Source organism: Methylobacterium sp. J-026 (genome assembly GCF_022829585.1).
Classification (GTDB): Bacteria; Pseudomonadota; Alphaproteobacteria; order Rhizobiales; family Beijerinckiaceae; genus Methylobacterium.
Window position 1 is genome coordinate 1 of the sequence record NZ_JAKSYC010000351.1, and the last position, 13520, is coordinate 13520.

The 13520-nt window shown below is 69.4% G+C and carries 15 protein-coding genes and 1 tRNA gene; 6 read left to right on the plus strand and 10 right to left on the minus strand.

The features are described 5' to 3' along the window. The 3 genes from MKK69_RS30255 to MKK69_RS30265 all read left to right on the plus strand — a co-directional run. A partial coding sequence (locus MKK69_RS30255) for an ABC transporter substrate-binding protein (RefSeq protein WP_243973869.1) occupies positions 1–997 on the plus strand: 997 nt, incomplete at its 5' end. Between the two features lie 232 nt (positions 998–1229). Beyond that, positions 1230–2243 carry an NAD(P)H-quinone oxidoreductase gene (locus MKK69_RS30260; RefSeq protein WP_243973870.1) on the plus strand — a complete coding sequence of 338 codons (1014 nt, stop codon included), beginning with the start codon at positions 1230–1232 and terminating at the stop codon, positions 2241–2243. A 113-nt stretch (positions 2244–2356) separates the two neighbouring features. After that, complete coding sequence (locus MKK69_RS30265; protein WP_243973952.1) at positions 2357–2662, plus strand: hypothetical protein; 306 nt, start codon at positions 2357–2359, stop codon at positions 2660–2662. Between the two features lie 46 nt (positions 2663–2708). On the opposite strand, the gene MKK69_RS30270 is transcribed toward MKK69_RS30265, so the two are convergent. From MKK69_RS30270 to MKK69_RS30315, 10 genes are all read right to left on the minus strand, one after another. Beyond that, complete coding sequence (locus MKK69_RS30270) at positions 2709–3590, minus strand: 3-hydroxybutyryl-CoA dehydrogenase (protein ID WP_243973871.1); 882 nt, start codon at positions 3588–3590, stop codon at positions 2709–2711. 180 nt (positions 3591–3770) lie between these two features. After that, positions 3771–4724, minus strand: coding sequence for an electron transfer flavoprotein subunit alpha/FixB family protein (locus MKK69_RS30275; protein WP_243973872.1), 954 nt, complete (start codon positions 4722–4724; stop codon positions 3771–3773). Between the two features lie 67 nt (positions 4725–4791). Beyond that, positions 4792–5541 (minus strand): electron transfer flavoprotein subunit beta/FixA family protein, encoded by a 750-nt coding sequence (locus MKK69_RS30280; RefSeq protein ID WP_243973953.1) that lies wholly within the window; start codon positions 5539–5541, stop codon positions 4792–4794. Positions 5542–5710: 169 nt separating this feature from the next. Further along, positions 5711–6283, minus strand: a complete 573-nt coding sequence (locus tag MKK69_RS30285; protein ID WP_243973873.1) for a cob(I)yrinic acid a,c-diamide adenosyltransferase — start codon at positions 6281–6283, stop codon at positions 5711–5713. A gap of 13 nt (positions 6284–6296) precedes the next feature. After that, complete coding sequence (locus MKK69_RS30290) at positions 6297–6923, minus strand: acyloxyacyl hydrolase (protein WP_243973874.1); 627 nt, start codon at positions 6921–6923, stop codon at positions 6297–6299. Between the two features lie 139 nt (positions 6924–7062). Further along, positions 7063–7248: a twin transmembrane helix small protein gene (locus MKK69_RS30295; RefSeq protein ID WP_243973875.1), complete on the minus strand. Its 186-nt coding sequence runs from the start codon at positions 7246–7248 to the stop codon at positions 7063–7065. A 68-nt stretch (positions 7249–7316) separates the two neighbouring features. Continuing rightward, positions 7317–9989 (minus strand): TIGR02302 family protein, encoded by a 2673-nt coding sequence (locus MKK69_RS30300; protein WP_243973876.1) that lies wholly within the window; start codon positions 9987–9989, stop codon positions 7317–7319. A gap of 114 nt (positions 9990–10103) precedes the next feature. Beyond that, positions 10104–11312 (minus strand): polyhydroxyalkanoate depolymerase, encoded by a 1209-nt coding sequence (locus MKK69_RS30305; RefSeq protein ID WP_243973877.1) that lies wholly within the window; start codon positions 11310–11312, stop codon positions 10104–10106. Between the two features lie 207 nt (positions 11313–11519). Continuing rightward, on the minus strand, positions 11520–11765 hold the full coding sequence (locus MKK69_RS30310) for a hypothetical protein (protein ID WP_243973878.1): 246 nt from the start codon (positions 11763–11765) through the stop codon (positions 11520–11522). A 154-nt stretch (positions 11766–11919) separates the two neighbouring features. Next, positions 11920–12129: a hypothetical protein gene (locus tag MKK69_RS30315; protein WP_243973879.1), complete on the minus strand. Its 210-nt coding sequence runs from the start codon at positions 12127–12129 to the stop codon at positions 11920–11922. Positions 12130–12471: 342 nt separating this feature from the next. Here MKK69_RS30315 and MKK69_RS30320 point away from each other — a divergent pair, with 342 nt between their 5' ends. The 3 genes from MKK69_RS30320 (at position 12472) to MKK69_RS30330 (ending at position 13486) form a co-directional block, all read left to right on the plus strand. Then, positions 12472–13125, plus strand: a complete 654-nt coding sequence (locus MKK69_RS30320; protein WP_243973880.1) for a Maf-like protein — start codon at positions 12472–12474, stop codon at positions 13123–13125. Next, the gene (locus MKK69_RS30325; protein ID WP_243973881.1) at positions 13122–13304 is read left to right on the plus strand and encodes a DNA gyrase inhibitor YacG; all 183 of its coding nucleotides are present in this window, start codon (positions 13122–13124) and stop codon (positions 13302–13304) included. The genes MKK69_RS30320 and MKK69_RS30325 overlap by 4 nt, the downstream gene beginning before the upstream one ends. 106 nt (positions 13305–13410) lie before the next feature. Next, positions 13411–13486: transfer RNA gene (locus MKK69_RS30330), tRNA-Phe, on the plus strand. The last annotated feature ends 34 nt before the right edge of the window (positions 13487–13520 follow it).

A 13520-nucleotide genomic window follows, 5' to 3' on the forward strand; every position in this document is an offset into this window, starting at 1 on the left:
CGACGCGGTGCGCGCCTTCCAGCGGGCGGTCTCCGAGGACAAGGTCAGTCTCGTCATCGCCAGCTACGTCTCCGAGGTGGTGCTGGCGCTGATGCCCTGGGCCGCCCGGCTCAAGACCCCGATGATCACCCCCGGGGCCGCATCGAACGAGATCAGCCTCGCCGTTCACAAGGACTACGCGCGCAACAAGTACACCTTTCACGGCTACCTGACCTCGGCGGCCCTCGCACAGTCGATCTGCGACTCGACGAAGGACATGCTCCTCGACCTCATGAAGGTGAAGACCGCGGCGATCATGAGCGAGGACGCGGCCTGGACCCGGCCCCTCGACGTCGGATACGAGAAGTGCCTGCCCGAGATCGGCGTCAAGGTCGTCGATCACATCCGCTTCTCGCCGGATACGGGCGACTTCACGCCGATCTACAACAAGATCGAGGCGGCCAAGCCGGACCTGATCGTCACCGGTATCTCGCATGTCGGGGTCCAGCCGACGGTGCAATGGCAGAACCAGCAGGTGCCGCTCGCCATGACCGGCATGAACTCCCAGGCAACCTCCTCGACCTTCTGGTCCAACACCAACGGCGCCACGCAGGGGGTGATCTTCCAGAGTATCGCGGTGCCGGGGGCCGCGATCACCGGGAAGTCGCTCGGCTTCAGCGAGGCGTTCAAGAAGCGCTTCGGCAGCGACCCGTCCTATGCCGGCTACATGGCCTACGATCAGGTCTACTACACCGCCGAGGCGGTGAAGCGCGCCGGCTCCACGGAGGCCGACAAGCTGGTCGACGCTCTCGAGAAGACCGACTGGGAAGGCACCGTCGGGCGCACGCAATTCTACGGCACGGACGATCCCTTCACCCACTCGATCAAGTACGGGACCGGCTTCGTGACCGGCCTGATGGCGCAGTGGCAGGACGGCAAGCAGGTCGCGATCTGGCCGAAGGGCCTGGCGCAGGGCCAGATCGTGCTGCCGGCCGCGGTCAAGGCCGCGGCGCGGTAGAGCCACGTCCGGAAAGGTGGCCGCCGGCTTTTGAAAAAACGGCGATGCTGATCAGACCGCGAGCGCATCGTGCCGGTTCCGATATCCGGTACGATGCGCGAGCCGCCGCTCCACAAGCATCCGCGCGCTCGGCGGCCCCACGGCTTGCCAAGCGCGCCCCTTGCCGCAAGTAGAGCCGCACCGCGGCGGCATCGACGCGGGCGAGATGACACGCGCGGAGAGGATTTCGTCGATGGTGAGCACCGATCTGCCCGGGACCATGCGCCAGATCCGCTACGCGGGCTCCGGCGGTCCGGAGGTGATCACCCTCGAGACGGCTCCGGTCCCGAGCCCGGGGCCCGGTCAGGTGCTGATCGAGGTTGTGGCCGCGGGGGTGAACCGGCCCGATGTCGCGCAGCGGGCCGGGGTCTACCCGCCGCCGCCCGGCGCCACCGAGGTCCCTGGCCTCGAAGTCGCGGGCCGCATCGTCCGGCTCGGCCCCGATGTCGCGGGGTTGTCGATCGGCGACGAAGTCTGCGCCCTGGTGATCAGCGGCGGCTACGCCGAGTTCGCCGTGGCCGAAGCCGCCCATTGCCTGCCGCGCCCGAGGGCCGTCCCCCTGGCCGACGCGGGCGGGCTGCCCGAGACGTTCTTCACCGTCTACTCGAACGTGGTCCAGCGCGGCCGGCTCGCCTCCGGGGAGAGCTTCCTCGTCCATGGCGGGTCGAGCGGCATCGGCGCCACGGCGATTCAGATCGCTAAGCATGTCGGTGCCCGGGTCTTCGCCACCGCCGGCTCGGCCGAGAAGTGTCGCTTCTGCGAGGATCTCGGGGCCGACGCGGCAATCGACTACAAGCAGGCGGATTTCGCCGAGGAGATCAAGCGGCTGACCGATGGACGCGGCGTCGACGTCATCCTCGACATGATCGGCGCCAGCTATCTGGCCCGCAACCTCAAGTCCCTGGCGCAGGATGGGCGCCTCGTGATGATCGCGCTGATGGGCGGCTACAAGGTCGACGGCCTGAACATCACCCCGATCATGCGCAACCGCCTGACCTTCACCGGCTCGACGCTCCGGCCGCGCTCGAAGGCCGACAAGGCCGCGATCGCCGAGGGCCTGCGGCGGGATATCTGGCCCGCGCTCGAAGCCGGGCGCATCCGCACGGTGACGCACGCCACCTTCCCGCTGGAGCGGGCCCAGGAGGCGCATGCGCTCATGGAATCGAGCGCCCATCTCGGCAAGATCCTGCTGAGCACCGGGCGTTGACCGTCCGGAACACAGGAACCGGCTTCCTCGGCTTCGCGTTGGCGGCCGGTAACGGGAACGTGTTGCAGACCGCGCTTCCGCGGGTTGCGTCCCGCCGATGAAGGTTGGTGCAGATGGCCGAGAGATTGAACCCGCAGGACAGCCGGCAGGGCGAGCGCGGCAAGACCGTGCTGTGGGTGCTGGTCGCGAGCCTCGTCCTTCTGGCGATCGCCACGGTGGGTCTGTTGACCTGGAACGGCGCGAATGCGCCCAAGGATTACGCCAGCCAGAGCCAGGATGCGTCGCGCCGTGAGGTGACGGGCTCGGTCAGCGGCCAGGCCGGCGGTTCCTCATCCGCGAACAGCACCGGCGTGCCGGGCGGCAACCCGTCCTACCCGCAGCCGGCTCAGCCGGGTGCGAATGGCGGAGCGGCGAAGTAAGCCGCCGCGCGGGGCGGCCATCGGCGCCGCCCCGAACACCACTCGCTCAGCGCGTCGGGACGGGGGTCGGCCCACGGTAGTCGTAGAACCCGCGCTTGGCCTTCCGGCCGAGCCAGCCGGCCTCGACATATTTCACCAGCAGCGGACAGGGACGGTACTTCGAATCCGCCAGCCCCTCGTACAGGACCTGCATCACCGACAGGCAGGTATCGAGGCCGATGAAGTCGGCGAGCTGCAGCGGACCCATCGGATGGTTCGCGCCGAGCTTCATCGCGGTATCGATCGACTCCACCGATCCGACGCCCTCGTAGAGGGTATAGATTGCCTCGTTGATCATCGGCAGCAGGATGCGGTTGACGATGAAGGCCGGAAAGTCTTCCGACATCGTCGAGGTCTTGCCGAGCTTGGCGATGAACGCCTTGGCCGCCTCATAAGTCGTGTCTTCGGTGGCGATGCCGCGGATCAGCTCAACGAGCTGCATCAACGGCACCGGGTTCATGAAATGGATGCCGATGAACTTCTCGGGCCGGTCCGTGGCGGCGGCGAGCCGCGTGATCGAGATCGACGAGGTGTTGGTCGCCACCAGGGCTTCCGGGCGCAGCGACGCGCACAGCGACGAGAAGATCTCGCGCTTCGTGGCCTCGTTCTCGGTCGCGGCCTCGATGACCAGGTCGCAGGGGCCGAGCGCGTCGAAGTCCCGGGCCGGCAGGATGCGGGCCTTGGCCGCGCGGCTGTCTTCCTCGGAGAGGCTGCCCTTCGAGACCAGACGGGCGAGGTTGCCCTCGATCATACCCAGTCCGTTATCGAGCCGAGTCGAGTCGCGATCGTTCAGCAGGACGTCGAGACCGGCCGAAGCGCAGACCTGCGCGATGCCGCTGCCCATCTGGCCCGCGCCGATGATGCCGACCCGCTTGATCTCCATACTCATTGACCGACCTGTGCCCCTGATGCCGATGCCCGGCCGTGCGACTCGACGGATGCGCCAAGACGACGGCACGTTGTCCTGCCGTCGCTGTCTTGTAGACCAATCACCGACGCGGAAGGAACCCGCGAGGTCGCATGATACAGGCATACCGGTTCAGTGCGACCGCCGGGGTAGACCCGGCCGTTACTGACCCTTCGCTTTTCCGATCTCCGATTGCAGTTCCGGCACCACCTGGAACAGGTCGCCGACCAGCCCGTAATCGGCGACCTGGAAGATCGGGGCGTCCTCATCCTTGTTGATGGCCACGATGACCTTCGAGTCCTTCATGCCGGCGAGGTGTTGGATCGCGCCCGAGATCCCCACCGCCACGTAGAGGTCCGGCGCCACCACCTTGCCGGTCTGGCCGACCTGCCAGTCGTTGGGGGCATAGCCTGCGTCCACGGCGGCGCGGGAGGCGCCCACCGCCGCACCGAGGCTGTCGGCGAGCGGCTCGATCAGGGCGTGGAATTTCTCCGAGGAGCCGAGCGACCGGCCGCCCGACACGATGATCCGCGCGGCCGCCAGTTCCGGACGATCGGACTTGGCGATCTCCTCGCCCTTGAAGCTCGAACCGCCCGCCTCCGCGGCGGAGGCCGAGACGGGCTCGACCGGCGCCGCCGCGCCGCCCTCGGCCGCGGCCTTGAACGCCGCGGTGCGCACGGTGATCACCCGCTTGCCCGCGGGCGCCTGCACGGTCTGGATCGCGTTGCCCGCGTAGATCGGCCGCTCGAACGTATCGGGCGCGACCACCTTGATGATGTCTGAGATCTGCGCGACGTCGAGCAGGGCTGCGACCCGCGGCAGCACGTTCTTCCCGGTGGTCGAGGCCGAGGCGATGATGGTCTCGTAGGGCTCGGCGACTGCGACGATCAGGGCCGAGACCGGCTCGGCGAGGTCGTGGTCGTAGACCGCGTCCTCCGCGACCAGCACCTTCTCGACGCCGTCGAGCTTGGCCGCAGCCTCGGCCACCGCCTTCGCTCCGGAGCCCAGGACCAGGGCGTGGACCGGCGCGCCGATAGCCCTGGCGGCCGTCAGCGCCTTCAGCGTCCCGTCCTTGATCTGGCCGTTGCCGTGCTCGACGAAGAGGAGTGTCGTCATGGTCGTCTCGAGTCCTCGGAGTGGGGGGCGCGGGGCTCGACCCGGGGCGGGGAGCCTCGCCTGCGGATCAGATGACGCCGGCTTCGACCTTGAGCTTCTGGACGAGTTCGGCTGCGGACCCGACCTTGATGCCGGCGGAGCGCCCCGGCGGCTCGGCGGTCTTGAGGACCTTCAGCTTCGGGGTCACGTCGACGCCGAGCGCCTCCGGGGCCAGTTCCTCGAGCGGCTTCTTCTTGGCCTTCATGATGTTCGGCAGCGACGCGTAGCGCGGCTCGTTGAGGCGCAGGTCCGTCGTGACGATGGCCGGGAGCTTCAGACTCACAGTCTGGAGACCGCCATCGACCTCGCGGGTGACGTCGAGGCTGCCCTCGCCGACCTCGATCTTGTAGGCGAAGGTGCCCTGCGGCCATCCGAGAAGGGCGCCCAGCATCTGGCCGGTCTGGTTCGAATCGTCGTCGATCGCCTGCTTGCCGAGGATGACGAGCTCGGGCGCCTCCTTCTCGACCACCGCCTTCAGCAGCTTGGCCACGGCAAGGGGTTCGCAGGTCACGTCGGTCTTCACCAGGATCGCCCGGTCGGCGCCCATGGCCAGCGCCGTGCGCAGCGTCTCCTGGGCCTGCTGCGGGCCGATGGAGACGGCGACGATCTCGGTGACCTTGCCCTTTTCCTTCAGGCGGATTGCCTCCTCGACGGCGATCTCGTCGAAGGGATTCATGGACATCTTGACGTTGGCGAGTTCGACCCCGGAGCCGTCGGCTTTGACGCGGATCTTGACGTTGTAGTCCACAACCCGCTTGACGGGCACCAGCACCTTCATGGCGGTCACGATCCTTCCCCGGAGGATTCTTTTCGTCGTGCAGGCCACGTCCGCGGGCGCCGGAGGCGTAGCGCGGCGTGGGCACGCAAGGCGGCCGGACCGTAGCGGCCACATTTCCGCCTTGTCAACGCGGTGCGGTGGAGCGGGCTCGAAAAGACCGGCCGCCGGTTCAGCGGTTGGCGCCGGGGACCCAGAGGACGTCGTCGGCCCCGTCGGCATTCGCCGTGCGGCTGGCCACGAACAGGAAGTCCGACAGGCGGTTCAGGTAGCGGAGCGCCTCGGGCGAGACGTCCTCACCCTCGCGGGCCGCGAGGCTCACCGCCAGACGCTCGGCGCGCCGGCAGACCGTGCGTGCGACGTGCAGGGCGGCGGAGGCGGCCGATCCCCCGGGCAGCACGAAGGACTTCAGCGGCGGGATCGCTTCGTTGAGGGCGTCGATGTCGCGCTCCAGGCGCTCGACCTGGCTCGCCACGATCCGCAGCGGCTCGTAGGGGAGAAGCTCCGGGCTCGGCGGCGTGGCGAGGTCCGCGCCGAGGTCGAACAGGTCGTTCTGGATCGCCCCGAGCATCCCGTCGAGATGACCCTGCGTGTGGAGGCGGACCATTCCGATGCAGGCGTTGGTCTCGTCGACGGTGCCATAGGTCTCGACGCGCAGGTCGGACTTGGACCGGCGCTGCCCGTCGGCGAGCGCGGTCGTGCCCTTGTCGCCGGTGCGCGTGTAGATGCGGTTGAGCTTGACCAAGGGGTCTGGCGCCTCAGAAGGTGTAGCCGATCTTGCCGCCGAAATTGGTCAGGCCGCGGTTGTTGGCGCAGAGGCCGGCGTTCGACATGTGCTCGACGGTGGCCATGATGCTCCAATGTTCCGTCAGGCGATAGCCCAGCGCGGCGGCCTCGCGGAACATGGGCGAGCAGCCCAGGGTGTTGAAGCCGTAGGGCGTCTCCGCCTTCGGGCCGGTATAGCCGTTATGGGCGACGCCGCCGAAGAAGCCGTCGAGGAAGATGCGCCGGTTGAAGGTCCCGGGGAAGACCTCGAGGGTCCAGGTGGCGCCGAGATAGGCGTAGCTGGTCCGGCCGCCGGTGTTGTAGCTGCCGCCCACGGTCGGTCGCGGGACGAAGGCCTGCCAGAACGGGTCGGCGCTGAGGACAGGCTTGGCGAACAGGATCTCGCCGTTGACGTTCGCCTTGCTGAAACCCGGGAGCTTGCCTTCGGCACTGCCGGGGTCCTGCACCGCGCCGCCGATCCGGACCTCCGAGACGATGCTGAGCGGCTGGGCCGGCGCGGCGTAGGCCGCCGGCAGGGGCGGCGCATCCGCGGCCGAGACCGGCAGGATCGCGGCGGCCGTGAGCAGGCCGACAAGGCAGGTGCGGAGGGGGGCGATCATGCGGGCTCGGCCGGGGGGACTTCGCAGTTCCAGTCCACCGAGCGTAGCACGAGGCTTCCGCGGCCGACCGCCGAATTCATCCGCCGGTTCGGCGAAAGGCGCCGGGTGCGGCGGCGCAGTCACACCCGCCGGTCGGTGGTCAAGGCGAACGCCACCACACGACGCCCATGATGATCACGATCGCCACGAACTGAAGCAGCACCCGCAGGCGCATCAATTTCTGCGAGAGGTTGGCGCTGCCGCCCCGCATCATGTTGGCGAGGCCGTAGAGCAGGACGAGGGCGACGGCCACACAGGCCACGAGCACCAGGGCGTTGGAGGACATGCGGACGACGATCCGGGCCGGATGGGAACCGTGAGGCGGCTCCCATCGCTGGGTGAAGAGGGGCGCGCTCAGTTCCGGCGGAGCAGGCGCTCGAAATAGTCGAGTTCCTCACGGGGCCGCGTCGGATCGCCGAGCTTGCGCCGCAGCTCCTCCATGATGCGCCGGGCACGCTGGACGGCGGATTCATCGGCGGTGGGCACGCGGACCCGTCCGTCGCTCATGTCGCGACCGCGGGTGGGTCGACCGAGCGGATCGTCGTCGCGGGCGCCGGCCTGACCCTGCTGGCCCGGCTGCTGGCCGCCGTCCTGCTGGCCCGGGCCCTCGCCCTGACCCTCGGCCATCTGCTGCGCCATGCCCTCGGCGCCCTGCTTCAGCCCGTCGAGGGCGCGACCCTGCGCATCCACCGCGGCGCCGGAATCGCCGTCCTTGAGGGCATTCTCGGCCTCCCGCATGGCGTCCTCGGCATCGGACAGGCCCTGCTCGCCGCGCATGCCGTTCTCCTTCATGCGCTGTTCCAGCTCCTCGAGCCGCTTCCGGAGCGCCTGCTGACGCTCACCGACATCGCCCTGCTGCCCTTGGCCTTGCTGTCCCTGGCCTTGCTGCCCTTGCCCTTGCTGCCCTTGGCCCCGCTGTCCCTGGCCCTGTTGCCCCTGGCCTTGCTGGCCCTGCTGCTTCTGCCCCTGGCCGCCCTGCTGGCCGCCCTGCTGGCCGCGTTGACCCTGCTGCTGACCGCGGTTCTGCGGCCGCTGGCCGCCGGGCTGCTCCTGCCCATCCTTGAACGTCTGATCGCGCAAGCCCTGCTGCTCGCGCGCCATGGCGTCGAGGTCGCGCATCTGCTTCTGCATCTCGCGGGAGGCCTGGTCCGACCGGCTGCCACGCTCGGCGGTCTGGAGGTTCTCCAGGATATTGCGCAGCTGCTCCATCAGGCGCTGCGCCTCGGCGGTGTCGCCGCGCTTCATCGCCTCGGCCATGTCCTGGATCATCTTGTCGAGATCCTCGGGCGTGACGGTCTTGGATTGCTGGTCGTTCTGCTGCCGCTCGCCGGACTTACCGGGATCGCGGCCCTGCTTCTGCGCCATCTCGGACAGGAACTTGTCGAGGGCCTGTTTCAAGTCCTGGGTGAGGCGCTTGATCTCGTCGTCGGGCGCGTTGCGCTCGATGGCGTCCTTCAGCCGATCCTGGGCCTGACGCAGCTGCTTCTCGGCGTCCGAGAGATCGCCGTCCTCGATCTTCAGCGCCATCTCCCAGAGCAGGTCGGCGACATCGACGAGTTCGGGATCGGACAAGGCGCGGCGCAGGCGCTCGCTCGCCGTCTTCAGTCCGAGGAAGATTGCCGGCCGCGGCGTGAACATGTCGGGCGCCACCAGGAGGGCGTCCAGCGCGCCCTGGACCCAGCGGCGATCGGTATCCGGTGCGGTGACGAGGCGGCGGCGCTCCTCGGCGAGCGCCCGGGCCAGCGGATCGCGGAACGGCCGCGCCGGCAGGGTGATCTCGGTATCCGGGGTCCGGCCCTCCTGGCCCGCCTCGTCCTTCACCGCGATGTGGTATCGGACACGCGCTCCGGACCAGGGACTGTCCGTGAGATCGACCAGGGTCTTGGTGTCGGTCTCGCCGCTGGCATCCGCCGGCTGGGCGAGGCCGATATGCGGTACGGGAACGAGGGAGCGGCCGGCTTTCAGCGGCTCGATCACCGCCTCGGCGGAGCTGATCCCATAATCGTCCTTGGCCCGATAGGTGAGGGTGAAGGTGCCGCGCCCGTTCACCTCGGGGCCGCCCACCGCCGTGACCTCCGGCGGCCGGTCGGGTATCGCATCCACCGTCAGGCGCTGGCGGCCGGCGGGCGTGACGATCACCAGTTCCGCGGCGCCGACGACGCGGTAGCGTTCCTCGCGCAGATCCGGGCGCGGCTCCTGGCCCGGCACGGGGACGAGCCCGGCATTGGCCGACAGGGTCGTGTTCGCCGCGGCCTTGCCCTGACCGGCGATGCGCACGATGAGTTGCGCGTTGACCGGCGCCCGCAGATGCTGGTCAGTGCCGTCCATCGCGATCAGCAGCGGCGGCAGCCGCGTGTAGAGCGGCGGGTCGATCCAGCCGTCGACGCGGAAATTCGGCCCGGGCGCCGCCGGCTCCTGCCAGTCGAACACCGCGCCGATCCGCTCGCGCCATTCAGGCCCCGCCGCGAACAGGCTGGCCACCGCCGCGACGATCAATCCGGCCCGGAGGGCGAGGGGATCGTGCCGCGTCATGCCCGGCCGCGGCGGCCCGACCCGGAGGCTCGCCACCGCCCGCGCGGCACGGCGCTGATGCAGGTCCCATAGGGCCCGGCTGCCGGCATCCGCGGCACCCACCGCGAGGGTGTCCTGCGCCGTCGAAGCGGGTCCGTGGCGCAGGGCCGGATCGCGCGCCGCGGCCTCCCGGTCGAGCCGCGTGAGAACCGAGCGCCGTTCGAGGCGCCTGAGACGGACGAGCGGCAGGAGGGCGGCCACCAGCAGGATGGCCAGCACGCCCAGGCCGATCTGGCGCCAGAGCGGGGTCAGGTCGAGCCAGAGGCCCGACCAGGACAGGATCAGGAACAGGAGCACAACCCCGAGGCCGCGCCACAGCACCGGCCAGGCCTGCTCCCACAGGGCCGAGACCCGCGCCCGGGCGACCAGCCGGTCGAGCCGCGCGGATCCGGCGGTGCGATCCGGTCGGGCGCCGTTCTGTCCGCCGTCGCTTTCGAAGCCGTCGTTGCCGATCACGCCGATCGTTCCGCCCCGCGCCCCTGGAATCCGGGGTGATCCCGGCTCCAATCCTCGGAGGCTAGCATGGTGGGCCGCCGCGGTCGGCGGGTCAAATCGGCGCGACGGCGGTGCTCAGTTGTGGGCCTGGATGAAGTTGCGCACCTGCGGGTAGATCTGCGATTCCCACCGGCGCCCCGCGAAGACGCCGTAATGGCCGACGCCGGCCTGGAGATGGTGGGACCGCATGTAGGGCGGCAGGCCCGTGCAGAGATCGTGGGCCGCCATGGTCTGGCCCACGGCGCAGATGTCGTCCCGCTCGCCCTCGACCGTCATCAGGGCGGTCCGGCGGATCGCCCGCAGGTCGATCGGTTCCCCGCGATAGGTCGCCTCGTTCTTGGCCAGGGCGTAGTCCTGGAACACGGTCTTGACCGTCTCGATATAGAAGTCGGCGGAGAGGTCCAGGACGGCGAAATACTCGTCGTAGAAGGCCTCGATCGCCTCGGCCTTCTCGGTCTCGCCGTTGGCCATGTGCCAGAACAGGTCGGCATGGCCCTGGATGTGGCGCTTGGCGTTCATCGCCATGAAGGCCGAGACCTGCATGAAGCCCGGATAGACCCGGCGGCCGGCGCCCTTGTGGCGGTTCGGGACGGTGGCGATCAGGTTCTTCTCGAACCACGCGATCGGCTTCGAGGTGGCGAGTTCGTTCACGCCGGTCGGGTTGATCCGGCAATCGACCGGCCCGGCCATCAGGGTCATGCTGCGCGGGGCGGCCGGGTCCTTGGCCTGCGCCATCGCGGCCGCGGCCACGAGCGCCTGCACGGCGGGCTGGCAGACCGCGACGAGATGCGCGCCTTCGCCCATCGTCTGCAGGAATTGGACGAGGTGCGCGACGTAATCGTCGAAGCCGAACCGGCCCGCCGAGAGCGGCACGTCGCGGGCGTTGTGCCAGTCGGTGATGTAGACGTCGTGGTCCGGCAGCATGGCGCGCACGGTCGCGCGCAGCAGCGTGGCGAAATGGCCGGACATCGGCGCGACCATCAGCACCTTGGGCTGTTCGGTGTGGATGTCCTTCTTGAAGTGCAGCAGGGTCGCGAAAGGCGTGACCGCGACGGGCTCTTCGGAGACGGGGACGGTCCGGTTGCCGACCTCGACGGTGTCGATGCCGTAGGGCGGACGCGCGAAGGTGAGACCCGTTCGCATCATCATCCGGGCGCCCGCGGACATCCAGGTGATCGGCTCGCCGAACCCGATCCAGGGCGACCAGACGTCGTTCAGCACCCGCCCCCAGGCGCGCGTCTGGGCGGCAATGTCGGTCTGCAGGTCGAACGCATCGTACAGCATCGGGCGGGCACTCGCGGAGCCCTGCCCGGCACGCGGGCTAACGGGGCAGCAATGGTGGCGGATGCCGGGGTTCAGACTTGCATCAGCATGGCCGGGCAGGATGGGTGCGGTTCGGTGGTCCCGCAACTGTCCGAAGGGCGAATGTCCCGAAGAAGACTACCGACGTGGCTTTGATGCATCATGCGGCCCCGCTGGGAGCCTTCGCCCTCAGGAGGCCCGGCGGATGACGGCAACGGGCTCGGCCTCGGTGCGGCGGTGCTCGCAGGCGATCTTGAGGTAGCGGTCGCCGCCCCCGGGCAGCCCGGCCTGCGCGGCCATGGTCTGCGCGTGCATCAGGCATTCCATCGGCGTGTGCGCCGGGGCGATGATGACGTCCAGGGCGGTATCGCGGGAGCAATCCTGGGCGAGAAGAGTGCCGGCACAGACCAGGGCGACAGAGAGCAGTTCAGACATGACGGACCTCGGCTTCGAGCGATCGAAAGGTCCGCGGGGTGCTCTGGCGTGCGAGCCGCCGCGTTGTGATTGCCTGGGTGCTTCCTCACAGTTGACGAATTACCTAGCACGTCATGTGCCAGTTGAGCGGCGGTGGCTGGAGCCGGAGCCGAAATCAGTCGCGGGACGGTAGCCAGTGCGTCTCGGGCTCGTCGGCGGGGAGCAGGGTCGCCGCGGCATCGAGATCGACCACGTAGCGTTCCGTCAGCATCTGCCACATCTCGACGGGCGTGCGCGCGTTCGGCCTCAGCCCTTCGAGGGCGCGGGCGACGAGTGCCGTATTCAGCAGCTTCGGACGCTGCAGCAGTGGATCGGCGTTCAGCATCGACGGCAACTCCTGCCCGAGGCCGACAATCTGCTGCGTTTGTGGTTAACACCCGGTTACCGCCACGCCTGAGAACTTGCGATTGTCTTGACGGAGCTTGGATCGCGGCCCGCGGGGAGATTTTATCCCCGGTTGATCAGCATAGCGCCGAAACACGCCGATGGGGCACTCGCGTCGGACGGGCTTACCGGAGGCGCCCGTGGGGGGCGCCGAGACCCCGGATCCGGTTCACAAGCCCGAGCCCATCCCGTATCAGGCAGGCGGATCGAGGCCGGCCCGGCCGGAGCGGGCGCCGCTCGGCCCCCGCGCGCCGCCCTCGGCCGATCGTGCGAACGGAACACCATGGACGCCAAACCAGACGCGACGGGCGCGACGCAGGGACCGACGGCCCGTCTCGTGCTCGCCTCCGCCTCGCCGCGCCGGCTCGCGCTCCTGCAGCAGATCGGCATCGAGCCGGATGCGCTGCTGCCGGCCGAGATCGACGAGACCCCGCGCAAGGCCGAGCCGCCCCGCGACCTTGCCCGCCGCCTGGCGCGCACCAAGCTCGCCACCGCGGAAGCCGCGCTTCACCTGGGCGACAAGACGGCGCCGACATGGTTGCTGTCGGCCGATACGGTCGTGGCGGTCGGGCGGCGGGTCCTTCCCAAGGCCGAGGTGCCGGACGAGGCGGCGGATTGCCTGCGGATCCTGTCCGGGCGCCAGCACCGGGTCTACACGGCGATCTGCGTGCTCTCGCCCCGCGGCCGGCGCGAGCGGATTGTCGAGACCCGGGTGCGGTTCAAGCGCCTGTCGGGCCGGGACATCCAGGGCTACGTCGCGTCGGGCGAGTGGCGCGGGAAGGCCGGCGGCTACGCGATCCAGGGGCTGGCGGGCGCCTTCGTGGTGAAGCTCGTCGGATCCTACAGTGCCGTGGTCGGGCTGCCGCTCTACGAGACCATGAGCCTGCTGGACGGCGAGGGCTATCCGGTCCGGGCCGGCTGGGGCGCGCTGGCATGAGCCGCGAGCGCCGCCCGGCCTGCCCGATCTGTCGACGGCCCGCAGAGCCGGACTTTCAGCCCTTCTGCTCGCAGCGCTGCGCGGATGTCGATCTCGGGCGCTGGCTGAACGAGCGCTACGCGCTCCCCGAAGAGATCGACAGCGACGAGCCCCCGCCCGAGCCCGATTCCGAACGCTGAGGGTCTCGCGGCTTTTCCATCCCGCCGAGGGTCCGGCAAGGCTGGACAGGCCGCACGGCACTGACTATACCCCGCGGCGTCCGAGGCCGGCACGGCCACGGGCGACGCCCAGGTAGCTCAGTTGGTAGAGCATGCGACTGAAAATCGCAGTGTCGGCGGTTCGACTCCGTCCCTGGGCACCATCCGCTCGCTGATCGCGCGGGCACGACTTTTCGC